We start from the raw sequence: 26222 nt of genomic DNA, 5'->3' as shown, positions 1-26222 counted from the left end.
AACTTTCTTCCTTTCTATATTCTACATCAAAATGCTTCCACCTTAATTCTTCTTATTTGCCATCAGATTAAATACCACATGCAGCACAACCGTAGCTACCATACCATTAATAGCCTGAATGCCCGGAGAGAAAATAGCAACTGCTACACCACATCCCCAAGCCAGAACGGAAGGCCACTTGATAAGTGGAAGGTTTTCGTACGAAATGTCATTATAATTATAATTATGTTTTACTCCAAACAAAGGCAGTACCAAATAATCAGCCACCATAACTGCAGCCATTGGCGGGATTACAATACCAAGCCATGTCATATACGGCACAAAGTAGTCCACCACACCACAGAAACCTAAAGCAATTCCGATCGCGCCCAGAACAATGGTAACAGTGCTCTTTTTCTTCACTTCAATAATGTTGCATGTCGCATTGGATGCAGAGTACAGGTTCTGCTGGTTAGTTGTCCATGCAGCTAAAGTAATAAGCAGAGCACCAATGATTCCTGAACCAGTTGCCAGTACGCCAATGTAATCAGATACTACTCCGAAATCCCATGTTTCCAGATGCAGAGCAGCTGCAATACCAGCAATTGGAAGCAGGAAATGACCAAAGAAAAGACCAGCGATCCAAACGATAGAGATCTTTACGATATCTGTCTTTGCAAATCGACCGCAGTCGGGAACGGTAGCCATTCCGGCTGCCCAGCTGCCAATAACTGTGGTCACGCCAGTAGCCATGGTGCCAATCTGACTTCCCGCAGGGCTATAAGAGAACAAAGAATCTACACCAATCAATCTTACACAGTTAACCAATGCCAAAACAATAAACAGAAGCAACGGAATCGCTGCAAATGTGCTTAACTTCTCCATTCCCTTAAATCCCTTAATCGCTGTAGATGCCATCATAATTCCGCCCAGCACTGCCAGGATCGGTACGCTTATCGGAATATACTGAGACCAAATCTGCCCAAAGAAGCCCAACTGGGTGGCAAACCAACCCACGGAGGTCACACAGATAATCGCCGAGAAAATATAAGTTCCTACCCGACCTACGGTAAACCGAATCAATGACATTGCTGCCAATCCGGTTTTTGAACCGATATACACAGTCATAATCATGACCGCCACTAATATAATATCGCCGATTGACAGGGCAATAAGAGCATCCCGAAACTTCATGCTGGATCCTAACGCCGTACCTGTAGCCAGGTCTCCTACTACTACATTCCAACATAACCAGACGAAAAACATCTTAATCCATCCGTACCGCTTATTTTGAGGAACCGGAGTATAAATATAATCCTGATCTTCCACGTTAGGCTCAGTTGTCACAGCATTCACATCATGTTTTTTATCGCTCATATGGCTCTCCCTTCTTTTAAAGCACACAATCCGTTTCTTCTATCAACTTGTCATACCATGTAGTATGTCTGGTTCCAAGCATTGGCTTTTCTCGAACCAGGTTTATCGCTGGACATCCACTTTCATCTGACAATATAAATCGAGTATCCATTGTCATATCTGCAAATCCGCTCTCGTTGAGCACCACTTCATTCCGCGGTACTAGGAACATATCTGGACCAAATATTCCGCTCACTCCTTTTTGAGCCGCAAAGACTGCGTATGTACTATTTTCATTAGCCCTTACCCTAGCAAGATGATAATGTTCCACCTCCTGTTGAACCTCTGGAATACCAGGAGGGCACGACGGATTTTCCACCGCTGGAACAGCTAAAATATCGCATCCGCTATTGGCCAGCAATCGAGGTACTTCCGTAATAAAAATTTCGTTGCCTAACAGTACACCGATTCTGCCATAAGGGCGATCAAGGACCAGTCCGGCACGGTCTCCTGCTTCCGCCCACTGTGCTTCCCTCTCAGTCAGATGACTCTTCCGATAGTAATGTCGAGAACCATCCTCGCACAAGCATGCTGCTGCATTCCATAGCTTCCCGTTTTCTTTTAATACAAAGCCCAGAATCACATCCACATGATTCTCCATGACTAGAGAAGATAGTTCTTTCCACACCGGATCATCCTCTCGAATGGCCACGCACTGTGCTTGCTGCAAGTCATCAAGTACACCTCCAAGCACCAGTTCTGGCAGAACCAGCAAGCGCTCTCCTTGCTTCCCAGCTTGACTGATAGCCTGCTTTACAGCCATAAACCCTTCTTCCCGATTCTCCGGTTTCATGCTGCATACCGCCGTTGAAAATTGCTTTCCCTCAAGCAATGGCTCCGTAGCATATGCTTGGTAATACTGGCTCTGATACCATGGATAACGCTGTAACTGAAGTTCACGGTAGAGCTTCGGGCGGCGTAAAGGAATATCGCTTCGATCCGGCTTCATCTCTAAATCAATCTCAGCCATAGCAATTCCATCTCCATAAGGATGACACGCCACTACTCTGCCCTCTGGATCAATAATCCCGCTTCCGCCGCAGAAATCGAATCCTTTTTCATTTCCGTGTCGATTAGAAGCAATCACATACATACCGTTTTCCTTAGCACGTGTCAGCCAGATAGATGAAGGGATAGATGGCTCGTTCCAGTTCATAGGCGAACACAAAACCTGTGCTCCCATAAGCCTGCTTAACCTAGGTCCTTCCGGATAACTTAGATCCATACAAATCTGTATGCCTATATTTCCAATAGGAGTATTAAACACCTTTACCGGTTCATCTCCCGTTTTAGCCCATGTACTATCAGGAACATAATGGTGCATTTTCCGATGTCGGCCAATCAGCCCCTCCGGTCCTATAAGAACCGCTGAATTGTACAACCTCTCTCCATCCGACTCAGGAAGTCCTGCAACCAAATAGCAATCTAACTCCTTTGCTAAATTCTCCAATAATCGTACCGTTTTCCCATTTGCTATGGGCTCTGCCATCTCGGCCGCCTGTTCCATGCTATCAAAATAGTATCCAGTCGCACACATTTCTGGCAGGACAATGAGCTTCGCCCCTTGAGCTGCTGCCTGACGCACCAAGTTCGTCAGAGCAGCCAAGTTTTTCTCTTTATCCATAAAATGGCAGTCATATTGGATTGCAGCACCTTTGTATTTCATGATTCTCACGCTCCTTTCTATCGTTCATTTGTTTGAGGTTCCTATTATAAGAACAGCGTTACTTAGATAGGAATTATGTTTTTATATTAGCATCTTGTCAGAGTCTTGTCAATATATTACATCATTTTCTAACAGATTAATTTTATATCAATACTTTTAGCAATAAAAAAAGAAACCCAGACAAAAGAGTATTTCTTCTGTCCGAATTTCTCATATTATCATTCTTCTTTGCATCTCAACAAATCAATCAGATATTCTACTGTAATAGTTTGAGCCCATTTGATTATTGATCTCAACAGCCAGTTGACGCCCCTGCTGAATATATTTCTCCACAGCGTCTGGTCGTTCCAAATCATATACTCCCCCTACACTCAGACCAGCCACTAGCTGGTTAGCTGAGTTATAGATAGGAAATCCGACGGCAAACAGTCCCTCTGTCAGCCTGTTATGAGTAATATCATATCCACGAGCTCGAGCAGCTTTCAAATCCTCCTTCAGCTGAGTCTTCTCCTCTTCTGCCAACTCTAAGCTATTGAGATAGTTGCTTTGAAATTGAGGCGAAGCAAATGCCAGTAATACTCGATTGCTTGCCCCACGAAACAACGGGTATACTCCCCCCACAAACACTGAACTCAAACGCCCAGTATTATCTGAAACCACACGATCCACACACAAACTCTGATTCCCACACGGAATAGTAAGATAAGTGCTGATCTTGGTGCGCTCATGGAAATTCCAAAGAAAATCGTGAGCAATTCGTTTAACATCCAGCCTATGCACCGCACAAAATCCCAATATCAGCACCTGCTCTCCCAAAGAGTACTGTTTCGTAAAAGGATCCTGTATTAAGAATCCCTCTTCGGTCAAAGTATGTACCAATCGATAGGCGATGGTTTTTCCCACCCCCAGCTCCCTGGCAATCGACGGCAGAGACAGTGTATTCTGCTGTCTGAACATTTCTAAAATAGTTAGGGCACGGCCAACCGTCTGCAGGTAGCTCGCATCATCCTTTTTATTTGAATTCATCTCTCCTCCTTAAGTTTGTGATTTTGTAACTGTTCAGTACCTTCACAGTTACGTGATTTTTACTCTCCCGTTGCTTCCCGGTAAGCTTTACTGCCCCCCTCGCTCCAGATTAGAAGTCATACCGCACCACCTGGCAGTTTTTTACGCCAAAGGATGCAAATTCTTCATTGGTCATATCCGTAAAATACGACTGAATCATCCTTGAAATTCCATTGTGTGCCACCAGAATGTATGTCTTATGGTCAGACTCCTGTTTTATCTCATCCAGCAGATTATAGATACGCTGCGCAAGCTGCAGCATGGATTCTCCCCCTTCATATCGGCAGGCAAATGACTCTTTCGCCTTCTTAAACTCTTTCCCGTCTCTCGGCGTAGACTCCCATTTTCCAAAATTCTGCTCTATGAGTCTTGGTTCTTCCCTGCAGGGAATCCCGCTCATTTCAGAAATAATTTTTGCTGTATCTGCCGCACGGCTAAGGGGTGAATAGAGAATCTCATCTGCCTTGATTCCGCTTTCTACAATATTTTTCCCGGTTTCAGCCGCCTGCTGCCGTCCATGCTCCGTCAACGGACTGTCTGTTGCTCCGCAAATCTTATTTTCCACATTCCACACAGTCTGTCCATGTCTCACAAAATAAAAATGTCCCATGATGTCATCCCTTCTCATTAGCTTCGCAAGCTTTTTTATACCCAGGAAATTCCCTGCTGCCTATCATCGTCATACATCATTTCCGTCATTGATAATCCTGGGAAAGCAGCTGTCATAATTGTATTATAACTATACTCAGGTTAAGATACAACTCTATCCTTTACTGGGCACGTATGCGCAAACAGTTCCAGTGCTGTTCTCAAAATCCGTTTCTTTGTACCTTCTGCCATAATTATTTTCTTCATTAAAGTAACCATTCGATAACTACGCTATGATTACCGAATGGTTACTTATCAAGAACTAATGAATAATTCAAGTCGATCGTCTTCCATTTGACTTGCCTCCCTCGAAAACCCTTCGTTTTTCCTCGAACGGCAGCCCTAGATCAATGCCGGCTGCTTCCGACGCCCCCAACTTATCAGCAGATACTTTCAGAACCACACCATACCATTTATTATTGTCGTTGCGCCTCAGCACAGCTTTCCAGTCATTCCAGGGATATTCCAGCTCTGCGCCGTAATGGTCATCCATCTCATCGTAAATAATATGCTCGATAATTGCCGTGGTCTTTGTTGAATAGACCACAACTTAAAGGGTGCTTGCTTTCTTCATGAACTCCAGATAAAGGCTGAACAGCACGGCGCAGACGGGAACGCTGAACAGCATCCCTAAGATGCCGAATGCTTCGCCGCCAATCGTAACAGCCATCAGCACAAGCAGTCCAGGAAGTCCGACGGACTTGCCGACCACCTTGGGATAAATCAGATTGCCCTCCACCTGCTGCAAAACGACCAGAAAGAGAATGAACCACAGAGCCTTGCCAGGTTCTGCCAGCAGAATTAAAAACGCACCAAAGCCGCCGCCAATCCATGCGCCAAAAATCGGCATCAGCGCAGTGACGGCCACAAACGCGGAGACAGCACCGGCATACGGAATCCCAAGAATCAGCATTCCAAAGAAGCACAGAACACCGATGATAACCGCTTCGGTAAGCTGCCCGCTGACAAAATTTGTGAAGGTCTGATTGGTCAGCGCGGCAATACTAAGAAGCCGCTGCGCCGTCTTTTGCGGAAGGACTGTCACAATGAGTTTTTTCAAATGTGCCGCGACGACCTCCTTCTTTGCAAGCAAATAAAGTGCAAAAACAAGCCCCAAGAGAACGTCTACAAAAACCGACAGGACAGAGGTTGCCGCGCCCCATGTCACGGTGAGAATCCCGCTTTTCTCGTCACTGATCAAGGCGGTGACCTTCTCAATCAACAGGTCAGAGTCTATGACATATTCGGGCAGGACAATGTTATATTTTGCAGCAAACTGGACAACGCCAGCCCACCACCGCCCGATTTCCTCCACATAGACCGGAATGTTTTGGATAAACTCATCGCCGGATTCCCGCAAGCTGGGGAGCATCATAAACACCACAGCAAATAGAATTCCAAGGATAAGCACGGTGCTTGCTGTCAGGCACACGGGGCGAGTCAGCTTTGCAGGAGCTTTGCGGCACGCCTTGTTCCAGCAGCATTCCATTGGTCGAAGAACTACGTTGATCAAAAAAGCAATCGCGCCGCCGATCAGAAACGGAGTAAACAGTGCAAGCACCTTGCCGAGAAAACACAAAACAGCGTCAAGGTTTACCAGAGCCCATGCGAATACAATAAGCAGCAAAAAAGCACGGATGATATAGCGAATGATCGTCTCGTCCGACCATTTGCCTCCCTGCGGTGCGGGTGTTTCATTTTTGTTAGAGGTTGGATTTTGCAATTTTTTCTCCATGTTTTTCCTTTCTGTCAGTATCGGAATCCCTTTTTTAAATCCGAAAGCACTTTTGCAGGGCTTTATACTCACTCCTTGTGAATCGCACGATAGCTTTATTGTGCGCAGGTCAAAGACACGTCACATTGGCAAGCTTGAAATAATCAATATATTTTTCATTCGTTTTTTCTCCATTTCATTTGATAACATTATGTTGCGACTCAAAAATAGCGGAGTAAAATCAATTTTGTAAACCTGCCAGCGCCAGGAATTTTTTATCTGACTGGATACTCTGTGTCAGAAACTGACCGTCCCGAAACAATGCATAGGTCGTGACCGGTGCAGGTACATTCTGTGCTGATTCTTTGTCAGTGATATGGATAACCTTAAACGGGATACCATGTTCCTTCGCCGCCTCCTGCACCTTTGGTACCCAATAATAGGTATATGGGCATTGATCGGTGTAATAAAGAACAAAACCTGCTTCTTCAATCACCGGATGTTTCGCACATTCCTTGAAATACGGCGGTTGTGCCCCCGATTCAATGGAAAGATACATAAGATTGATCCCGCAGTCGGATATGTCTGCCACACGGAAACCCTTATAAGTAAGGAATTTCGGGTCAGCGAGGAATTCCCGCTTTCGGCCCTCCGCGCACAAAATGCAAATACCTTTCTTTCCCTGCACCCTGGCATCACAGATACACGCCTCCAGCAGATCATTTGAGTATCCGTGTCCCTTCATGGAGCCGGATACCCATAGACAGTTAATGTAAAGATAACCATCTGCCGCAATCGGCACCCAGGCGTTTTCAGCCGGAATGTATTCAATAAAGCATTTACCGCGTTCCTCACTGCGATAGAAAACAAGTCCATCATCAAAGCGCTGCCGCAGCCATTCCTTTTTTACAACACTCTGCTTACCGGACATGGCGCAGCAGATATGTTCCTTGTCAATATTGTCTTTGGTGATCCGAATATAGTTCATCCGTTATTCCTCCTGCTTAAAACAGCTGTCCCGGCAGCTTCTGATCTGTAACCAGCCTCAACCTTGGCAATAAAGCGATCAATGTGTGTCGCCAATAAGGAAGAAACCGATTCTTTTTCCTCCGCACCGTCGTAGACACTGTATAGAAGATACATTGGCCCATAGAATTCCAACGCCAGCTGCATAGCCTCCTCATCAGAATCTGCCAATTTGCGGAAGATGGCCGCCATATACTCCAGAGGACCGCCCGCCAGATAGTCGTGGTGAAGCTGTGCAAGCTTGGAATCACGGTATTGCTCCAGCGTCAGCATTTTACGGAAATTGGAGGAAAACGGCTCCTTTGTCCAATGGTCAAACTGGGCAAGGCTGTATGTGCGAATTTTTTGAATTGGTGTATGCAGATATGCTTCCGCAAAGCCGTCTGGTTCCGTTTCCGGCATTTCATACGCCTCAGCGCGCTCATAGTCCATCTTGTTCATTCGCTCCACGATCTTATCTAAGATTTCCTGTTTGCTGGCATAGTGCTTATATAAAGCAGCTTTCGTAATTCCCAACTGCCCTGCAATATCATTCATAGATGTCCCCAGATAGCCGTTCTGCGCAAACAGTTCCAGTGCTGTTCTCAAAATCCGTTCCTTTGTACCCTCTGCCATAATTATCTCCTTTATCAAAGAAACCATTCGGTAACTACATTATAGTTACCGAATGGTTACTTGTCAAGAACGAATGAAAAAATTATGCCCTTTCGTTAAAATGTGCAAACTCCGGCGCAAATTCGCCAAGCGCATTTCTTCCTGCTGTCTGTACCATTTTTTCCATATTCTGTATACTTCCATAACACTGCTGTTTATAAAGAATTTACCCACTCACTGACTTTCTGTTTTGTTCCGCGGTTTAACAGACTGCCTTCTGTGATAACAGCCTCTGGTGCGGATGGCTGCAATTCTTTTACAGTATTACCGAATCCACTTCCACCGGATGTTGCAAAAAGAACGATCTTTTTACCGCTGAAATCATAGGCTTCCAAAAATGTATTGATAATTGTTGGAGCTACATACCACCAGATAGGGAATCCCAGAAGGATTTCATCATAAGAGCTCATATCTATCTCTTTCTTCATAATCTCCGGTCTGTATTTCTTATCACTCATTTCCACACTGCTCCGAGATTTTTTATCCATCCAGTCAAGATCAGCCTTTGTATATGGAACTTTTGGCTCAATCTCAAATAAATCAGCTTTTGCTTCCTCTGCAATCATCTCTGCTACTTTTTTTGTTGTTCCGCTTGCACTGAAAAATGCCACTAATTTTTTACTCATAATAAAAAGCCCCTTTCTTTGCAAATTTCTTGTATAAAAATAGATGTATAAGATTTGAATTTCTCTTATACATCTATTTTATACCCATTATTTTATTATGTCTAATGCTTATATTGAATTCTATCTACAAGTCCTTTTTTCATCATCTCATAAACCGTATCTGCTGTTGCGGTATGAAGTTCAATCTGAATCAGTGGGTATTTTTCTTTATACGTTTTACATATCCTTGCCAAGGTCTCTACTGCCGCAAATTCACCGCATAGCTCAAATTTTATGCTGTAATGCCATTACGATTTCTTACAATACAAATTCCGTCATTTCGGTCATATTCATCCAGCAGTTCCGGATAATGCGTAGTGAAAATAAGCGTTTTAGAACATAGTAAATAGCCTTTCCACTCCTGCGCCAGCGAACCAAACCTTTCATGCGTAAAATACGGATATGGTGAGAAACAGCGGACTCTGACCTATTCAGTTTGTCTGCAACTTCACTGACACATGCTTCTGAGGGACCAATTTAAAATAAAGCCTTCATGCGGGAAGGGTCCCCCCTTTTGTTTTTGTTTATTTCTGAACTTTAAAGATTTTTCACAAACAGTGCCCGGATAGCGTTGAGGACGGCTATAATCATCACGCCCACATCCGCAAACACGGCCAGCCACATATTGGCGAAGCCCAGAGCGACCAGCACGAGGCAGACCAGTTTTACGCCGATGGCCACCACGATGTTCTGATAGACGATGCCAAGGCACTTGCGTGAGATTTTGATTGCTTTGGAAATTTGCATTGGATCGTCATCCATCAGTACTACATCCGCAGCTTCAATGGCAGCGTCAGAACCCATAGCGCCCATAGCAATGCCGATGTCTGCCCGGCGAAGCACCGGGGCATCGTTGATGCCATCTCCCACAAAAGCCAGTTTTTCTTTCTCCGGCTTGTTCTGAATCAACTGCTCCACTTTCTCCACCTTGTCGGCAGGAAGCAGTTCACTGTAAACCTCATCCAGCCCCAGTGCGGAGGCTACACTATCAGCCACCTTCTTGGCGTCACCAGTAAGCATCACAGTCTTGCGAACCCCAGCCGACTTTAATGTCTGAATGGCTTCCTTGGAGTGAGGCTTCACGATATCGGAAATAACAATGTGCCCGGCATATTTCCCGTCAATCGCCATGTGAATAATGGTGCCTACGCTGTGGCACGGAATAGCCTGGACCCCCAGACGATTCATGAGCTTGTCGTTTCCAGCCGCGACCTGATGATCATCCACTGTGGCGATGACACCGTTGCCGCTGAGCTCCTGAATATTGGTTACACGGCTGCGGTCAATTTCCATGCCATAGGCTTTCTGTAAGCTCTTGCTGATGGGATGACTGGAAGCGCTCTCTGCCAGGGCCGCGTACTCCACCAGCTTGCGTTCGTCCATCTCGTTGTGGTGGATGGCGTTGACCTCGAACACGCCCTGGGTCAGAGTACCGGTCTTGTCAAAGACCACGATCTTAGCCTGTGACAGGGTCTCCAGATAGTTGGACCCCTTCACCAGAACGCCCGCCTTACTGGCTCCGCCAATTCCTGCAAAGAAGGACAAAGGAATGGAAATGACCAAAGCGCAGGGGCAACTGGCAACGAGGAAGGTCAGCGCACGATAGATCCAGGTCTCCCAGCCTGCATCCAGCCCCATGGCAAACATCCGTACCAGCGGCGGCAATACAGCCAGCGCCAGCGCGGCATAGCACACCGCAGGAGTGTAGATCTTGGCAAAGCGGGAAATGAAGTCCTCCGACTTGGACTTCCGGGAGGAGGCGTTCTCCACCAGATCCAGAATCTTGGAGACAGTGGACTCGCCAAATTCCTTGGTTGTCTGAATATGGAGCAAACCTGTCATGTTGATACAACCGGAGATGATCTCATCGCCAGTCTTGACCTCACGGGGCAAACTTTCACCAGTGAGAGCGGCAGTGTTCAAAGTGGATTCTCCCTGCACTACGGTACCGTCAATAGGAACTTTCTCACCGGGCTGTACCACAATAATGGTGCCGATACCCACTTCGTCCGGGTCTACCTGTTCCAGTTTTCCCTCCCGTTCGATATTGGCATAATCAGGACGGATGTCCATCAGATCACTGATGTTCCGGCGGCTCTTGCCCACAGCGTAGGACTGGAACCATTCGCCCACCTGGTAGAACAGCATCACCGCAATGGCCTCCAGATAGTCGCCGTTTTCATATACAGCCAGTGCCAGAGCCCCCAGCGTAGCCACCGCCATCAGAAAGTGCTCATCGAACACCTGACCGTTACGGATACCTTTTCCGGCTTTTTTCAGAATGTCGTAGCCAATAACCAGATAATCCACCAGGAACACAGCCAGACGTACCCAGCGGCCTGCCGAGCCAAACACTTCAAATGCGCCTGCGCCCAGGACCTGCAAAATTAACAGTAGAACCGTAGCAGTCAGAATCCGCCACAACATCACTTTTTGTTTTTTGGTCATACCGGCGGAGGGCCGCATGCCGATGATCTGAAGGATCACGGCCAGCAGAGCCACCACGATCAGTAGACCGTTGATGATATACTCCTGCATTTCGTTTTACCCCTTTCACAATTGCTTATTCGTTTATTTATCTAAGAGAAAAAATGCCCTGCAAGCTGCCGCTCGACAGGGCATTTCGTTTCGCTGGCTTACAGAAATATCTCGCAGTCGGGTTCCACCTTCTTGCAGGCTTTGCGAACCTCCTGCATAACAGCCTTGGGATCCTGATCTTCCTCGAACTCCACGTTCATCTTGAGGGTCATAAAGTTCACCGTAGCACTCTGTACGCCGCTGGTCTTGCGGGCGGCATCTTCCATCAGGTTGGCGCAGTTAGCGCAATCCACATCGATTTTGTAAGTCTTTTTCATTTTGAAAATCTCCTCTCTTAATTTGTTCCTGTTGTCAGAACAATTAAATCATCGTTTAATTGTATCTTCATCATACGCAGGAAAACCGTCCTCGTCAACGCTTTGAACCCATATCCTGCTATTCGGGAAAAGGGTTCTTCTGTTTGGGCAAAATGCAGCTTTTATCGGCACATTCCAGTACCCGGTAAAAAGCCGGGAGGCATTGACAATTTGAGTCAACTTCCCGGCGTTTTATTTTCTGCATTTTCTACTGCTGCAAAGGATTCAGAAAGCAAATTGATTCATGAGAGTTGATAGCTCCCACCGCCTGCAAATAGGCATAGATGATTATGGTCCCCACAAACTTCATGCCTCGCACGCCTCCCGGAGAGCAGGCAGCAGCTCATCCAGCCGCCCGTCCAGTCCGAAGGACTTCTCTTTGATATTGTCCGCAATGTAGATCTCCCCCAGATTGATGGTCACATAAGTGGCGTTTGGCTCGCCGGCCACCAGGCGCATCATCGGGGCCTTGATCAGCTGATTGCGCCAGCCAATGCCCAGCTCTAGAACCACCAGTTTCTTTCCGTGGTAGGTTTTCAGAAAGTTTTGGAACCGTGCCTGGGCAGCGGTATCCGGAATCATTCTCTGACCCGCGCCCATGTGGATGTCCATGGGACCTCCGCACTTGGGACAACGCGGCACCAACTCTGTAGGCACATGGCCGCCCTGTTCGGCAGCCGATAATTTTTCGGCCACCTCTAAACTTGAATAGAGGGTGTCGTGGCAGGGGCGGGGACACTGCATCGTAAACCAGTTGCCCTCAATCTCATAGATTTTCGTCGGATCGAAACCACACCGTTCAAAGTGACCTTCTCCGTTTGATGTGACGACAAAGTAATCCTTCTCTCCCACAATGGCCTTCAAATCGTTCATCACCGGCGTAGGCTGGTATTGCCCGCAGTAATGATGGATGAGCCGGGCCCAGAAGGCCCATTTTTTCTCCTCGCTGGGCCATCCGGCCATCATTCCCTGCAAAATACAATGTAAGCCGTATTTTTGTTTGAAATCTCCAAACAATTCATCAAAGGCTGCATTATCTGCAAACAAATGCAGTCCTTCGGTGATGGACAGGCCGTTACTGGCCCCGATCAGGATAGCGTCCGCTTCTCTGAATTTTTCGGCAATGGGTTTCCAATCAATCATATTCGTTCGCTCCTTTCTATTTTATGGTTGCTGCGATGGATCGCACCTGCCGGAGGGCAGCTAGAGTTTTCGTGCATCCCGTAGCACTTGAGCAATGTCGGCCACAATGGTCATGCCCTTGTCCTCCAACTGTTTGGGCAGGAAGTCATACTTGTTGTTGACAGCAATATACCGGGCATGGGGAAAGCTGAGGGTCAGGTTCCAGAAAGGCTCCTGAATAAACATGGGAGTCATTCGGCCAACGCCCAGTTCCAGAAACAGAATTTTGCTGTCTTTGTGTTCCAGCACATAGCGAGAAATTTTTTCGTACTGTTCTTCGTATTTCTTTCCTTGCAGAAAATTCCCATATCCTCGCACCCAGGGGAATGCCTCACCGCCGCAGTGGGGGCACCGGGGAATGAGATCCGTAGGAATCTTCGTGCCATCCCCCATAGCGGCTACCATATCAGCCACCGGCTTTACCGCATCCCAAGTGTCATCGGTACAACAGGCGGCACACTGGAGGAAGCGGTGATCCCCCTGGACCTCCGCCACCTTCTCCTCCGGGTAGAGTTTGACAAACTGGGTATCCTGGTTAGTGGTGAGGATGAAGAAGTCCTTGCCTTTCAGCAAAGCGTCCAGATCCAGATAGGGATGACGCACAGGTGCGGTCTGGGTGGTGTGAAGGAAGGTGGCGAGATACCCCCAATACTCTTCCCTTGTCTTCCAGGGGTGCATCATCCCTGCAAAAGCACCTTTGAAGTGGTATTTCTCGGCAAAAGGTCGGAAGTATTTGCGATAGGAGTCGTTGTCCTCGTAGTAAAAATCTCCGCCACCGGCAGCGGACAGGCCGGAGGCCCCGCCCACTACCACACAATCAGCTTCCTTTACCTCCTGTACCAAACGATGGATCTGTTCGCTATACGGCAGCGGCTTTTTGTCAGTCAGCTGATAAGGCGTACTGCCGGAAGCATAGATAGGATAGTGTCTGGAATAATTCATCTGGGTCTGCATGACCAGATCATCATAGAAGTTCATTGTCACCATTCCTTTCAAGTGGGTGTTATTTTTATTCTTACTTCAAATTATTTTAGCATCCCCTTGCGTCACTGTCAATATGCTGTTATAATAAAAATAACATCAAAACAAAAAAGGAGATCAGGCCATGAAATATCCAACCCGCCTTAGCGATGCTGTTCATATTCTAGCTTTTATCGCTCTGTACCCAGACTGCGATCTGACCAGTAACAAGCTGGCAGAGAGCATTCAGACAAATCCTGCCTATGTGCGCCAGCTCATGTCCGCCCTGCGGAAAGGTGGACTGCTGATCAGCGTGAAGGGACATCCCCGACCTGCTCTGGCTCGTGAGCCGGAGAAAATCACTCTACTGGATGTCTATCGAGCAGTAGAGGGCAACAAGCCCCTGCTCCATCAGGACATCCACACCAACCCCGCTTGTGGCGTGGGCGTGAACATTCAACTGGTGCTGCGGGATTTTTACTTGGACATTCAAAAAAAAGCGGAACAAAGAATGCAAGAAATTACACTGAAAGATGTACTGGAACAATATCACATGAAGTTAGAAGGGACGCTCTTGCAGCGTTTATGACGGATTGATTTTCAGAAACTCTTCCATTTGGGAGAAAAATTCTTCTGAACGGGAAATACAGAACCTCCTTGCGGAGCTATACTGAGAACCGGAGAGACCTATACCCCGTATTTTGTGAATGATTAAAGAGGATCGCTACTACGAGGACATTTCCATCCAGCTGTTGGAAAATCTGGTTACATAATAATAGACAATGGACCGGCCAAATCTGAATGGCAGGCCCTAAATTAAGGAGGAAACTAATATGAAACTTGGCATTATTCGTTGTATGCAGACAGAGGATTACTGCCCCGGAAGCCGGGATTTTCGGACAATCCGAGAGAGAAAAGGCGCTTTTATGGGAGAGGATGATATTCAGTTAGTGGGCTTCATCAACTGCGGCGGCTGCCCCGGAAAAAAAGCGGTGCTGCGGGCCCGTTCTCTGGTAGAACAGGGCGCTGACACCATTGCTTTTGCTTCTTGCATCAGCAAAGGGACTCCCATTGGTTACCCCTGTCCTTTTGCTAAGCGTATGCGAGAGCTGGTGCAGAAAGAGGTAGGCGATGGTGTCCGTATCTTGGATTACACCCATGACGCTGGCCCTGAACCAGAAACATCTCAAAAGTAAAGTTTCTTTTCTCTCCGGTCTATGATAAGATAGACTTCAAGGAGGAGTGCTAAATGATTCAGAACCACTTACCCCACGACCACGGACAAACTATCGAGCATGAACTGGAATATATGCCCAGCGTAGAAAACTTTCAAACCGTAGCTGATATTTTCAAGCAGCTGGGAGATGGCAGCCGTATTCGCATTTTTTGGTTGCTTTGCCACTGTGAGGAATGTGTTATCAATCTTTCAGCCATGGTAAATATGAGCAGTCCTGCAGTTTCTCACCATCTCAAGCAGTTGAAATCAGCGGGTCTGATCGTTAACCGCCGGGACGGAAAAGAGGTCTATTATAAAGCAGCTGATACCGAGCAGGCCCGAAATTTCCACCACATGATTGAGTGGCTTGTAAAAATCGCCTGTCCGTCGCAAGTAGAAAAACAAAAAGGAACGCCATGAAAAAAGAAGAATCCAAAGTTATCGCTCAAAAACTTCAAAAGATCCCAAACGGCACCCTCGCCTTGAAGCATTGCCGGGCTGGTGGAACGGGTACTACACTCTTTGGAGAACAGTTTCGAGCGGTTACCGCTGGAAAAGGGTGTATGGAGGCATATGAAACTTTTCCTGGAATAGAGGTATCCTTCAATGTTTTTCTTGCTTCAGAGGTCAAGTTTCGGCATGATGCTTCGGATTCTGTTTTAGAAATTTACTATTGTCGCAGTGGTCGCGTGGGTTGGAATATGCACGGCGGTACTGCCGTCTATTTAGGTACAGGTGATGTGACAGCACACAGTATGGCCTGCTGCGCGGATTCCGCCATGATGTTTCCCCTAGGATATTCAGAGGGAATTTCCATTTCCGTGGATCTGAAACAGCTCTCTTCCATTTGCCCAGAAGTTTTAAAGAATGCCGGTGTGGAAGCAGACCAGTTACAGAATCGATTTTGCTCCGGAAAGCCATCCGCAATCCCGTCCTGTTCCGATTTAGAGCATATTTTTGCCCCACTCTTTTCTGCTCCTATGTCCGTTCGAAATTCCCTCTTGAAATTGAAGGTGCTGGAAATTTTGATTTATTTGAGCAACATGAAATCGGAGCATAAAGAATTGACTCAATACTTCTCCCAGCAAACCGAATTGATAAAAGAAATTCATCAACAGTTGACAGAGCACTTGGAGCAACGATTTACGATTGCAGAACTTTCCAAACAGTATTTGATAAATACCTCCACTCTAAAGGAGATATTCAAGGCAGTCTACGGTCAGCCTATCGCCACCTATATGAAGGAATTTCGAGTGCGTCAGGCTATGAAATTATTACGAGAAACAAATGACACTATCGCGGATATTGCTTCCCAGGTAGGCTACCAAACCCAGGGAAAGTTTTCAAGCGCTTTTCAGTCTATCGTCAAAATGTCACCCAGAGAATACAGAAAAATCCAGGGTATAGCTCCATTGGATTCCTTTAGCAAAACACTGTAATGAAAAATCCCGAATTGTCATTCCCAGTATAACATGCCTTCTCCCCGCAGAAAAGCATGGCGAAAAACAAAAATGTCCCCGGAGAGCTTGTGCGTATGTTTTTTCAGCGTTTCCGATCTGAATTTCTCAGAACAGAATATCCTCCGGCTTGAACTTATCTTTTTCGGTAATGGGGCGGATCACCTTGCAGGGCACCCCTGCTGCGATGACACCGGCGGGAATGTCATGGGTGACGACGCTTCCCGCCCCGATAACCGAGCCTGCCCCGATGGTAACGCCGCCGCAGACGGTGGAATTTGCACCGATCCAGACGTTTTCCTCCAGCGTAATAGGTGCTGAGGTTCCAATGCCGTGGCTGCGCTGCTCCGGGTCGATGGCATGACCGGAGCAGGCAAGGCATACGCCGGGGGCAATAAAGGCACCTGCTCCGATGTTTACCGGAGAGGTATCCAGAATGACACAGTTATAGTTGATGACCGCCAAGCCGTGGGTATGGATGTTGAAGCCATAGTCACAGTGGAAATCCGGTTGAATGCCGGTCATGGGAGAGCAGGTGCCCAGCAGGGTCTGCAGGATGCTGCGCCGCTTTTCCTGTTCGTTGGGAGCGGTGCGGTTGTACTCCCAGCACAGTTGCTTTGCACGGTTCTGTTCCTCCGTGGGGGTGTTTTCATAGCCGCTTACGTAGGCGGCAGGGCGTTTCATAATATCCAGAGCGTTCATCGTGTTTGTCCTTTCCATACAATGTTTCCTCAAGGATTATACCACATTCTCTGTCGGTGTGTAATAGGCTGCTTTCCCCTCCCTCATTTGTTTCTCCGCTTGATCTTCTCCATCACTTTGCCCTTAGCCAGCTCATCCACCAGCATGGGATATATTTTTGCAAATGGCATGGCATATACTTTTTCAGTTTCCATTTTCGTTCCTCCCTCAGGTGCGTCTATGTGCAGCGTATACCACGCTTCCGGATAATAAAGAATATGTGCCGCCGCCCGCAGCGCCAAACATCAGCCGGGGAATTTCCAGTCTGACAAACCGTAATGTACATTACTCAAAATTTTACAGATTGATAACCTTCGGTTCTTCTGTGAATGAATAAATAGTTGCGATGCCACTTTCAAAAACGAATACCGTCATCAAATTGTCATCAACCGTATACATAGACTGGAGAGCATTTTTATTTGCTTCCATCATGGCTACACGAGCTTCACGGCGAGTATCTTCTTTTACTGCACCTTTCACACGAATCCAAGTACCTTTGTTCATTCCACACATTTCAACTTTTCCATTTACTTTCATCTGATTGTAAACATCTTTTTTATTATTCGTTACAATATAAAGTTTTCCTTCAAATTCACATACAGCACCAAATGGGCGTACATGTGGCTGGTCTCCTTCTACCGTGGCAAGATAAAAAGTTCCGCATTCCTGCAAATATTTTACTACGTCATTCATTTCAAAATCCTCCTGAAAACAAATTGTATTTTTATTTTTTATGCGTATAATTATATATCATAGGAGCAAACAAATAAGTACGATATTTTACGATACTGGTATCAGAAAGGAACGTATATATGGAAAAGAAAAATCTATTTGGGCTTTGCCCATATGTGACTTCGCAAAAAGTTTTAACAGGTAAATGGTCTATGTATATTATGTATTTGTTAACAGATGGTCCCATCCGGTTTAATGAATTACAAAGAAAAATGCCAGAAGAAATGACACATACAACGCTATCAAGACAGCTGAAAAAGTTGGAAGAAGAAGGCTTGATTGAACGCATAGAATATCAGCAGATTCCACCAAAAGTAGAATACAAATTAAGTGATATTGGAGAAAAATTCAGGAAAGTACTGAAGGAGTTGGAAATATGGGGAAACGAGTATATTCAATATTTAAACGATAAAGAATGATGAAATATTCTCCTACGAATATGGGTAGCATATAAGCTATTCAGTTTTCAAGGAACATCCGTTTTCGCGTTGGCCTCGTAGGCGCGCTTTGGTTGTCCTTGCAGGACTACCTACGGTTCGTTTTGACTTTTTTAGTGTCCTATGCAGTCGGATTGGGGCAAAAAAATACCCCGTTGGTTTCCCAACGAGGCATCGAAGACGATTCTATTCTGTTTTCTGTAAACTGGTACCCGTTTATCTCCTGGTGACCATTTGAGTCACGGCCAATGTATTAAAAAAGCAAAGCTCATCTCAGCAAATCAGACAAGCTGTATTCTCCTTTGGGGATATTTGCTGTTCTGCGATACTCTTTTATGGCTTTCACCAAGAGCTGTGGGTTACTGAAATACTGCTTCACAAAATCATACGACTTCACATCATGCATCCGAAGATTTGTTTTACAAAATTCGCTTGTTTTTTTCCAGAACGCTTAAACTGATCATATGCTTTACTCAATCGAAATTCCTCTCTGCGAGAATCCAAAATCCGTATCACAGAAATCTGCTCATCGAATCCCTTCCGTAAGTATCGCTCCTCAAATCGTTTAGCACTTCTGCAACGGATAACACATTCTTCCAACATTTCTTCTCTTTTGAAAATCAGAAGATCATTATCAACCAGTATGTCGATAATAGCTTCTTCGGTAGATCCTTCACATATACACGCCTTATATTTTGCTAATTCCATTCTGCTGCCTCCTTAATTGATTGAAGCAGCCAGGCTTTTCTTCAAGCGCATATACGCTTCATATGCTGGCGTTGTTCCCTCAAGGAAACCGCTCTGGTAGGCATCACTCTTTTTAATATCATTACGTTTCAATATATGGCTCAAATTTTCTGCTGTAATGCCATTACGGTTTCTTACAATACAAATTCCGTCATTTCGGTCATATTCATCCAGCAGTTCCGGATAATGCGTAGTGAAAATAAGCGTTCCGCCATTTTTGTTCAGTCGGCTGTCCATAAAGAAGCGTAACCGCCATGTTGAATTCCAAAAGAAAAGATACCATAAAAACAAGCAATCAAACAATCAAACTGTACTTTTTTTATTTGTTTAGGAGCACTGCTTCTTTTTTCCATTGTACGCAAGGAAAACGTTATCAGTACACTGGAAAAACGTTCTATAACTTTTTTGGCAAAATTTATTCAATTTTTTTACTTCCGTGATATAATGCTTAATTATAAAAACATCAGTCAGAGACCCAACTCCCACTGAGACAAATTTGCTATTACTCACCACCTGAAGAGGTGAGAGTCTTCTCGACTGAGATAAAACGAGGTGAATCAGGTGAAAAAAAAGACACTTGTGCCTCTTCTCGTTTTTTTAATGGGCATATGCCTTGTTAGTTTAGTCGTATACAACACAGATACTCATGAAAAAGAGCAGAGCCGCACAACAGCACAATTAAATGCAACAACCTATGGAGAACGTATAGAGAATGAGATTATAAATGGAATAGAGATTACAGATGTTCTGAAACAGCTTTTGATCAGCGGAACTGGAGAAATCAATCAATTTGACACAATTGCAAAAAATATTATGTCGGATTCTGTTGAAAGCGTACAGCTTGCTCCGGCTGGTATTGTAACGGATATTTATCCGGCCGATGGAAATGAGGCAGGTAAGATTGATCTAATTCATGATACAGAACGTGGTGAAATTTCCATATATGCAAGAGATCATCATACAATCGTTACACAGGGACCTTTTGAATTGAAACAGGGTGGATATGGAATTGCTGTCCGCAATCCTATTTATCTGAAAGATGAAAACGGGCAGGAATATTTTTGGGGATTTACCATTGTTATCCTTCGTGTTCCGGATATTTTTTCAGATGCGATAAGTGCACTTTCGAAATTTGGATATGAATATAGTCTTTCAAAAACGGATAATCCATGGAGTGATAATTATAAAGTTGTTTATCAGTCAGATCGTCAATTAACGAATCCGGTTTCCTATGACTTTACGATAGGAACGGAGAACTGGAAGTTTGAAGTAATGCCTGAAAATGGCTGGGGAAACAATACATTAATAGCAGTAATCAGTGTTTTCTTTATTGCGATTACCATGCTTTTGGTAACTCTTACCCGGATGTGGCTGGTATCAAAAGAAAATAAAAACAAATTTCAAATACTGGCACACACAGATTCTCTTACAGGTATTTACAATCGCTATGGATTCGATGAACTGGCAGAAAAGATGATTAATAAAAATCCGAAAGCGAAATTTGTGGCTGTACTCCTTGATATTGATGATTTTAAATTTATTAATGATATCTATGGACATGTTTACGGAGACAAAGCATTAAGGAGTCTGGCAGACAGTATGAAAGCTTTTTTCCCGTCTGATGCGTTACTAGGAAGAAATGGTGGAGATGAGTTCTGTATTCTTTTAAAAAATTATTCCTACGAGGATGTAAAAGAGAAGCTACAGCAATTCACTATGGCTCCAAAGACATTTTCATATAAGGGAAAAGAATATCCATTTTATATTTCTCTTGGATATTCGGAATATCCGACATTTGCGTCTAACCGTTCACAGCTTATGCGCTGTGCAGATGCAGCCCTTTACGAAATAAAACTTCATGGAAAAAATGGCTGCATGGCTTATAGGGAAGGACTTGAATTAAGGGTTCGTAAACAACTGGGATTTGCATTTAGGGATATCTCCGAGCACCTTCCAGGAGCATTTATCATATACAGAGCAGACAAAGAAGATGATGAACTCTTTTATGCAAATCAGGAGTTTCTTCATATGGCCGGATATAAAGATATGGATGAACTATTCAGACTTACAAAGAAAAGTTTCAGCAACCTGATACGGGAAGATGAGAAGAAGAAGATAGAAGCAAGCATTTGGAAACAGATTGATAATGGCAATGGAAATGACTATATCCACTTTCATTTACGAAGAGCGGATGGATCGTATCTGTCTGTGCTTGACCATGGGAGAATTGTTGAGAGCCAGCAATATGGCAAAGTATTTTATGTATTGTTCATGGACTGGGAGGATATGAAAAGTCATTACAGTGAAAAATTTTCCGGATAATCGAAGGAAATATTGTAAAAAATATCGTTGTAAATAGAAAAATCCTGCTCATATTCATATATTGAACAGGATTTTTTTTAAATCGCATGTGGAGCTTCTATTTTATTTGCCAAGCTATGATCTGTTTTCGCCAGTGAATTAAGCAATGCCCGCATCTTTGGATCCAGATTCTTTTTCCCATAAAATGCTTCTTCAAAACCCATGATAACTTAGAGGATGACACCCATCAAGGTATCCACCAAGTTAGCCACCAAGATTCTACGCCGTCAGCAGTTATACTGCGCCTAATAAAATTGTGTTAATAGGGTTATTTAAATACAGCAGATCAGCATGAGCAAAAAGTGGGATTCCAAGCCCGCGCTGGACGAGCATGGTTGCCGTGGAGCGTGAGGACTTTGACCGACTTTCCACTCTGGCAAAGAAGTACGTTACAGCAGAGAAAAAGGAATCCAAACTGCAAAAGGCGGTGGATGCGGCAAACAAGCTAATTGCAAAGCTCAAGGCTGAGATTGACAGTTTGAAACAGGAAATTTCTGATTATAAGTCTGTCCACAGCAAGCTCCGTGCGGCGGAATTGGAGCGTGAAAATACGGAGAGGGACGCCGCAGGGCGGCAAGCGAAGCAGCGAAAAACGAATAAAAGTGTTTTAGGGCTTCGTTGATTGTTGCGTTGGCAACCCCACCGCAATGGTAGTGCCCTTCTCCGAACTTTTCTCCACCCAAACGGAGCCGCCGTGGAGGTCGGCGATCTCCCATACCAGTGAGAGCCCCAGTCCTGCGCCACCGTATTCCCGGCTGCGAGACTTGTCCACCCGGAAGAAGGGCTGGAAAATACTGCGCTGATACACCTCCGGGATGCCGCAGCCGGTGTCGGAGACGCGGAGCAGGAGCTTTTCCAACTCCTGAGTGACAGAAACCCGTACCGAGCCGCCCGGCCGGTTGTACTTGACAGCATTCTCCGTCAGGTTGAAGATCAGCCGGTAAATCAGTGCATCGCTGCCGGTCATAATGCCGTCGCCCTCCGCCGTCAGCGTGACGCCGAGCTTATCTGAGAGCGGCGCAAGATCTGTGAAGATCTCCTCGATCATGGGAGCGAGCTGGATCCGCTCGTTCCGCGCCACCTGCTGCAGATTGCTCATCTCCAGCAGTGTCCTGGTCATCTGTATCAGCCGTTCCGTCTGCTCACGCAAAAGCGTGAGGAACTCCGCCGTCTCCGGTCGCACATCAGGATGCTCCGCGGAAAACAGCTCCAACTGCGCCTGCATTAGTGCCAGTGGCGTGCGCAGCTCGTGGGCGGCGTTGCCGGTGAACTGCCGCTGAGCGGAAAAGGCGTTGTTCAGCCGCTCCAGCATCTGGTTGAACGAGCGGCTCAGCTGCCGGAACTCCGAAATAGCGTCTTCATCGATCCTCATATCGGCAAGATTGTTCAGCTGCACCTGCTCCACCTGCGAGGTAAAGCTGCGCAGGGGCTTGAGAGCGCGTCCGCTGACGAAATAGGCGAGGATGCCGCTGAGCAGCGTTATCGCCGCCGTGATGTACCAGTTGGTGGTGCGGAAGCGCCCCTGCACCCCATCGACAATGATCGTCAGATCCTCGTCAGGGGCTATGAGCTGTGGGTCAAAGCTCGCCGCTCCGCCATCATTCAGGATCACCGTGCCGCCGCCTTGTAAGTTGTCCGCAATGGTGTCCATATAATACACACCGGAGGAGCACAGCAGCAGATTCATGGCCACGCAGGTGACACCGATGAGCAGGACGGACATCAACGTGATGCGCCACTGCAGGGAAAGCCGCTTCATTCCTCCTCACCTCCCATCAGATAGCCCTCGCCGATGCGGTTGCGGATGGGGTCATAGCCCAGCACGGTGCGGAGCTTTTTGCGCAGGGCGGAGATGTGGACGCGAATGGAATTGCTGAAGCTGTCCACGCTATTGTCCCAAACGTGATCCATCAGCTCCTCCTGACTTACTGGCCTTCCTTGATGCACCATCAGGTATTCCAGGATTCCTGTTTCCTTCCGGGTGAGCGTCAGCGTCTGCCCGTTGACGGTGGCGGTACGGGAACGGGTGTCAAAGGTCAGGTCTCCGCAGCTTAGCAGCACATCCTGCTGGGTAAACTGCCGCAATGTCAGGCTGCGGATGCGGGCCTCCAGCTCCGCCAAGTGGAAGGGCTTCGCCAGATAGTCGTTCGCCCCGGCATCTAGCCCCTGCACCTTGTCCTCCACTTCGCTGCGGGCGGAGAGGATCAGCACCCGCGTCTCCCGGTCGGTCTGCCGCAGGGTGCGCAGCACCGTCATGCCGTCCTTTTTCGGCAGATTCAGATCAAGAAGCACCAGATCGTATCGTTCCACGCCCAGAAGCGCCAGCGCTTTTTCCCCGTCATAGCAGTAGTCCACGCTGTAGGCCAGCCGCCGCAGGCTGCGGACGATGGTCTCGCACAGGGCGCGTTCATCTTCAATTACTAAAAGGTGCATGAGAGCCCTCCTTTTTATTTCTTCGTTTTTGTGTTGCTTTCATTATAGCAAAAACAGATAAGGTTTGTGTTAAGTTTTCGTTCTTAACAGAGACTTTAACTCTCCCGCGCTATGATGGGGACAGAAAATCGGAAAGGGTGATGAAAAATGAGCTGCGAGAAAAAGGCAGCGGCGCAGATCGCGCTGCTGATGGCCGGAGCCGCCATGCTGTGCTTCGGTGTCTGGCGGGGCGAGGCGGCGACAGTGCTGAGCAAAGCAATCAAATTATGTCTGGAGTGTGTGGGCATTGGGTAAAAAGTTTTCAGGCGTTTCACAGACAATGTCCCGCTTCCGGGGCTGGATTCAGGCGGGGGCGACGCTGCTGACCAACCTGCATCTGCCGAACTTTCTCAAGGGCGGACTGTATCAGGGGGCGGGGAAGACCGTCTGCGTGCCGGGGCTGAACTGCTACTCCTGTCCGTCGGCGTCTGGGGCCTGCCCCATTGGTGCGTTTCAGGCGGTGGTGGGGTCTTCCAAGTTCAGCTTCTCCTACTATATCATAGGCTTCCTCATTCTGCTGGGCGTGCTGCTGGGGCGCTTTATCTGCGGCTTTCTATGCCCCTTCGGCTGGTTTCAGGAGCTGCTGCACAAAATCCCCACTAAGAAGCTTTCCACAAAGAGGCTGAAGCCGCTGACATACCTGAAATACGCTGTCCTGCTGGTGATGGTTTTCCTGCTACCGGCGTTCCTTGTGAACGATGTTGGCATGGGAGATCCGTTCTTCTGCAAATACCTCTGCCCCCAAGGCGTGCTGGAGGGAGCCATCCCGCTGTCCCTTGCCAATTCCGGCATCCGGGCGGCGCTGGGCAAGCTGTTTACATGGAAATTCAGCATCCTGCTGTCGGTGATTGCGCTGAGCGTACTGTTCTACCGACCGTTCTGCAAGTGGCTCTGCCCGCTGGGCGCGTTCTACGCGCTGTTCAACCGGGTGTCCCTCTTCCAGATGAAGGTGGATAAGAATAAGTGCGTTTCCTGCGGGAAATGCGCCAGAGCCTGCAAGATGGATGTGGATGTGACGAAAACGCCCAACCATACCGAGTGCATCCGCTGCGGAATGTGCATCCGCGCCTGTCCGACGAAAGCCGTGTGCTTCCGCTACGGCTTCGGAGACGGTAAAGATAAGGCAAAAGCAGCGGAAACACTACAAACAAACAACACTAACAGGGAGGAATAAAACGAATGAATATGAATAGGACGAATACTGCCGGCAGAATTCTGGCTCTGCTGCTTACTGCACTGATGGTGCTCTCTCTGGCAGCCTGCGCCACAAAGGGCGGAGACAAAATGGACGAAATGAGTAGCGAACCGAAGAATGCCAAGGAAGCGGTTGCCATGCACAAGGAGCTGATGGCGCAGGAAAATGCCATTCTCTCGGAGAACACAGCGCTTTGGGAAAAAGTTTTCATAGCGGCCGACAAGGGCATGACCATGCAGGAGGACGGCAAAAACTATGGTGAGTTCTTGTTGGACACCATCGAAGGTTCCAAAGATCAGTTTACGGAGGATGAGCTGAAGCTGCTCAAGGAGGCGGCAGAGAAGATCCGCGAGATTGAAAACAAGCTGACCATGATAGAGAAAAAGTACCCCGAGGCGGCACAGCAATCTACGGATGGCGCTATGAGCGTGCCCGCGGGCAGCGACATGACCACGCCGCCTGATGACGGCAGCATGCAGAAATTCCCCGCCTTTGAGGGCAAGGACCTGGATGGCAACACGGTGAAGAGCGACGAGCTGTTCTCCGCCAACGCCGTCACCGTGGTGAATTTCTGGTTCACCACCTGCAATCCCTGCGTAGGCGAGCTTTCCGAGCTGGATGCGCTGAACAAGGAACTGGCGGAGAAGGGCGGCTCCCTCATCGGCGTCAACACCTTCACGCTGGACGGCGACGAAACGGCAATTTCCGAGGCGAAGGATGTGCTTGCCAAGAAGGGCGCCACCTATCAGAATGTGTATTTTGACTCCGACGGTGAGGCGGGAAAGTTTACCACCAACATCTTTGCCTATCCCACCACCTATGTGGTCGACCGCAGCGGCAATATCGTGGGTGAACCCATCGTAGGCGCTGTTACCGGCAAGACGCAGGCTGAGGCGCTGCAAGCCCAGATCGACAAGGCGCTCGCCGCCGATATGGGCTGACAAACGAATTTATCTTCTCCGAAAGGAGGGATACACCATGTATCGGAGAGTATT

At 47.0% G+C, this 26222-nt stretch carries 30 protein-coding genes and 2 pseudogenes; 10 read left to right on the top strand and 22 right to left on the bottom strand.

Annotated elements, in window-relative coordinates; genetic code table 11:
* Positions 1-42 precede the first annotated feature (42 nt).
* The 15 genes and pseudogenes from DWX68_RS08825 to DWX68_RS08745 all read right to left on the bottom strand — a co-directional run bounded on the left by DWX68_RS08825 (position 43) and on the right by DWX68_RS08745 (position 13896).
* Positions 43-1356 (bottom strand): cytosine permease, encoded by a 1314-nt coding sequence (locus DWX68_RS08825; protein ID WP_118469237.1) that lies wholly within the window; start codon positions 1354-1356, stop codon positions 43-45.
* A gap of 16 nt (positions 1357-1372) precedes the next feature.
* Complete coding sequence (locus DWX68_RS08820) at positions 1373-3061, bottom strand: nitrilase-related carbon-nitrogen hydrolase (RefSeq protein ID WP_118629128.1); 1689 nt, start codon at positions 3059-3061, stop codon at positions 1373-1375.
* Positions 3062-3304: 243 nt separating this feature from the next.
* Complete coding sequence (locus DWX68_RS08815; RefSeq protein WP_118629126.1) at positions 3305-4087, bottom strand: IclR family transcriptional regulator; 783 nt, start codon at positions 4085-4087, stop codon at positions 3305-3307.
* A 109-nt stretch (positions 4088-4196) separates the two neighbouring features.
* Positions 4197-4736, bottom strand: coding sequence for a histidine phosphatase family protein (locus DWX68_RS08810; RefSeq protein WP_117796838.1), 540 nt, complete (start codon positions 4734-4736; stop codon positions 4197-4199).
* A gap of 312 nt (positions 4737-5048) precedes the next feature.
* Positions 5049-5321, bottom strand: coding sequence for a hypothetical protein (locus tag DWX68_RS14915; RefSeq protein ID WP_242995816.1), 273 nt, complete (start codon positions 5319-5321; stop codon positions 5049-5051).
* A 3-nt stretch (positions 5322-5324) separates the two neighbouring features.
* Positions 5325-6509 carry an AI-2E family transporter gene (locus DWX68_RS08800; protein ID WP_118629124.1) on the bottom strand — a complete coding sequence of 395 codons (1185 nt, stop codon included), beginning with the start codon at positions 6507-6509 and terminating at the stop codon, positions 5325-5327.
* Positions 6510-6729: 220 nt separating this feature from the next.
* Complete coding sequence (locus DWX68_RS08795; protein ID WP_117796836.1) at positions 6730-7476, bottom strand: YoaP domain-containing protein; 747 nt, start codon at positions 7474-7476, stop codon at positions 6730-6732.
* On the bottom strand, positions 7473-8129 hold the full coding sequence (locus tag DWX68_RS08790) for a TetR/AcrR family transcriptional regulator (RefSeq protein ID WP_107000730.1): 657 nt from the start codon (positions 8127-8129) through the stop codon (positions 7473-7475). Before DWX68_RS08790 ends, DWX68_RS08795 begins: the two co-directional genes overlap by 4 nt.
* A 194-nt stretch (positions 8130-8323) precedes the next feature.
* On the bottom strand, positions 8324-8794 hold the full coding sequence (locus DWX68_RS08780) for a flavodoxin (RefSeq protein WP_107000731.1): 471 nt from the start codon (positions 8792-8794) through the stop codon (positions 8324-8326).
* Positions 8795-8916: 122 nt separating this feature from the next.
* Positions 8917-9054, bottom strand: a pseudogene (locus DWX68_RS14905) (LysR family transcriptional regulator); the annotation flags it as partial.
* 316 nt (positions 9055-9370) lie between these two features.
* Positions 9371-11371 carry a heavy metal translocating P-type ATPase gene (locus DWX68_RS08765; protein ID WP_117796834.1) on the bottom strand — a complete coding sequence of 667 codons (2001 nt, stop codon included), beginning with the start codon at positions 11369-11371 and terminating at the stop codon, positions 9371-9373.
* A gap of 98 nt (positions 11372-11469) precedes the next feature.
* Positions 11470-11688: a cation transporter gene (locus DWX68_RS08760; protein WP_107000734.1), complete on the bottom strand. Its 219-nt coding sequence runs from the start codon at positions 11686-11688 to the stop codon at positions 11470-11472.
* Positions 11689-11935: 247 nt separating this feature from the next.
* Positions 11936-12043, bottom strand: a pseudogene (locus DWX68_RS08755) (DNA-3-methyladenine glycosylase I); the annotation flags it as partial.
* On the bottom strand, positions 12034-12870 hold the full coding sequence (locus DWX68_RS08750; RefSeq protein WP_118629122.1) for an NAD-dependent protein deacetylase, SIR2 family: 837 nt from the start codon (positions 12868-12870) through the stop codon (positions 12034-12036). The pseudogene DWX68_RS08755 and the gene DWX68_RS08750, both read right to left, overlap by 10 nt.
* Before the next feature lie 60 nt (positions 12871-12930).
* On the bottom strand, positions 12931-13896 hold the full coding sequence (locus tag DWX68_RS08745; RefSeq protein ID WP_118629120.1) for an NAD-dependent protein deacetylase: 966 nt from the start codon (positions 13894-13896) through the stop codon (positions 12931-12933).
* Between the two features lie 118 nt (positions 13897-14014).
* Here DWX68_RS08745 and DWX68_RS08740 point away from each other — a divergent pair, with 118 nt between their 5' ends.
* From DWX68_RS08740 to DWX68_RS08725, 4 genes are all read left to right on the top strand, one after another.
* The gene (locus tag DWX68_RS08740; protein WP_117796831.1) at positions 14015-14458 is read left to right on the top strand and encodes an Rrf2 family transcriptional regulator; all 444 of its coding nucleotides are present in this window, start codon (positions 14015-14017) and stop codon (positions 14456-14458) included.
* A gap of 244 nt (positions 14459-14702) precedes the next feature.
* Positions 14703-15065, top strand: coding sequence for a CGGC domain-containing protein (locus DWX68_RS08735; protein ID WP_107000739.1), 363 nt, complete (start codon positions 14703-14705; stop codon positions 15063-15065).
* Between the two features lie 53 nt (positions 15066-15118).
* Positions 15119-15505: a metalloregulator ArsR/SmtB family transcription factor gene (locus tag DWX68_RS08730; RefSeq protein WP_107000740.1), complete on the top strand. Its 387-nt coding sequence runs from the start codon at positions 15119-15121 to the stop codon at positions 15503-15505.
* On the top strand, positions 15502-16524 hold the full coding sequence (locus DWX68_RS08725) for an AraC family transcriptional regulator (RefSeq protein ID WP_118629118.1): 1023 nt from the start codon (positions 15502-15504) through the stop codon (positions 16522-16524). Before DWX68_RS08730 ends, DWX68_RS08725 begins: the two co-directional genes overlap by 4 nt.
* Positions 16525-16650: 126 nt before the next feature.
* On the opposite strand, the gene DWX68_RS08720 is transcribed toward DWX68_RS08725, so the two are convergent.
* The 3 genes from DWX68_RS08720 to DWX68_RS08710 form a co-directional block, all read right to left on the bottom strand.
* Complete coding sequence (locus DWX68_RS08720) at positions 16651-17262, bottom strand: sugar O-acetyltransferase (RefSeq protein WP_015553463.1); 612 nt, start codon at positions 17260-17262, stop codon at positions 16651-16653.
* Positions 17263-17327: 65 nt separating this feature from the next.
* Positions 17328-17438: a DUF2200 domain-containing protein gene (locus DWX68_RS14900; RefSeq protein ID WP_147341939.1), complete on the bottom strand. Its 111-nt coding sequence runs from the start codon at positions 17436-17438 to the stop codon at positions 17328-17330.
* Positions 17439-17580: 142 nt separating this feature from the next.
* On the bottom strand, positions 17581-17976 hold the full coding sequence (locus DWX68_RS08710) for a pyridoxamine 5'-phosphate oxidase family protein (RefSeq protein WP_107000742.1): 396 nt from the start codon (positions 17974-17976) through the stop codon (positions 17581-17583).
* Between the two features lie 119 nt (positions 17977-18095).
* Between DWX68_RS08710 and DWX68_RS08705 the strand changes: the two genes are divergently transcribed.
* A complete protein-coding gene (locus tag DWX68_RS08705) occupies positions 18096-18434 on the top strand; it encodes a helix-turn-helix domain-containing protein (protein WP_107000743.1) in 339 nt (112 codons plus the stop codon).
* A gap of 411 nt (positions 18435-18845) precedes the next feature.
* On the opposite strand, the gene DWX68_RS08700 is transcribed toward DWX68_RS08705, so the two are convergent.
* Both DWX68_RS08700 and DWX68_RS08695 read right to left on the bottom strand, forming a co-directional pair.
* Positions 18846-19160: a hypothetical protein gene (locus DWX68_RS08700; protein WP_347475177.1), complete on the bottom strand. Its 315-nt coding sequence runs from the start codon at positions 19158-19160 to the stop codon at positions 18846-18848.
* A gap of 12 nt (positions 19161-19172) precedes the next feature.
* Positions 19173-19436, bottom strand: coding sequence for a hypothetical protein (locus tag DWX68_RS08695; protein WP_333489792.1), 264 nt, complete (start codon positions 19434-19436; stop codon positions 19173-19175).
* Positions 19437-19760: 324 nt separating this feature from the next.
* Between DWX68_RS08695 and DWX68_RS08690 the strand changes: the two genes are divergently transcribed.
* Both DWX68_RS08690 and DWX68_RS08685 read left to right on the top strand, forming a co-directional pair.
* The gene (locus DWX68_RS08690; protein WP_118469125.1) at positions 19761-21521 is read left to right on the top strand and encodes a diguanylate cyclase; all 1761 of its coding nucleotides are present in this window, start codon (positions 19761-19763) and stop codon (positions 21519-21521) included.
* A 370-nt stretch (positions 21522-21891) separates the two neighbouring features.
* Positions 21892-22182 carry a hypothetical protein gene (locus DWX68_RS08685; RefSeq protein WP_182426667.1) on the top strand — a complete coding sequence of 97 codons (291 nt, stop codon included), beginning with the start codon at positions 21892-21894 and terminating at the stop codon, positions 22180-22182.
* On the opposite strand, the gene DWX68_RS08680 is transcribed toward DWX68_RS08685, so the two are convergent.
* Complete coding sequence (locus DWX68_RS08680) at positions 22168-23319, bottom strand: HAMP domain-containing sensor histidine kinase (protein ID WP_118469108.1); 1152 nt, start codon at positions 23317-23319, stop codon at positions 22168-22170. The genes DWX68_RS08685 and DWX68_RS08680 overlap by 15 nt on opposite strands.
* Positions 23316-23993, bottom strand: a complete 678-nt coding sequence (locus tag DWX68_RS08675; RefSeq protein ID WP_118469106.1) for a response regulator transcription factor — start codon at positions 23991-23993, stop codon at positions 23316-23318. Before DWX68_RS08675 ends, DWX68_RS08680 begins: the two co-directional genes overlap by 4 nt.
* Positions 23994-24140: 147 nt before the next feature.
* Between DWX68_RS08675 and DWX68_RS14680 the strand changes: the two genes are divergently transcribed.
* The 3 genes from DWX68_RS14680 to DWX68_RS08665 are packed head-to-tail and all read left to right on the top strand — an operon-like array spanning position 24141 to position 26168.
* Positions 24141-24287 (top strand): CD1871A family CXXC motif-containing protein, encoded by a 147-nt coding sequence (locus tag DWX68_RS14680; RefSeq protein ID WP_182426666.1) that lies wholly within the window; start codon positions 24141-24143, stop codon positions 24285-24287.
* Positions 24288-24312: 25 nt separating this feature from the next.
* Positions 24313-25206, top strand: a complete 894-nt coding sequence (locus tag DWX68_RS08670; protein WP_182426669.1) for a 4Fe-4S binding protein — start codon at positions 24313-24315, stop codon at positions 25204-25206.
* A gap of 11 nt (positions 25207-25217) precedes the next feature.
* Positions 25218-26168: a TlpA disulfide reductase family protein gene (locus DWX68_RS08665; RefSeq protein ID WP_118469123.1), complete on the top strand. Its 951-nt coding sequence runs from the start codon at positions 25218-25220 to the stop codon at positions 26166-26168.
* Positions 26169-26222: the final 54 nt, after the last annotated feature.

The organism is Clostridium sp. AF20-7, from assembly GCF_003479275.1.
Classification (GTDB): Bacteria; Bacillota; Clostridia; order Lachnospirales; family Lachnospiraceae; genus Otoolea; species Otoolea fessa.
This window is presented reverse-complemented; position numbering and strand designations above follow the sequence as displayed.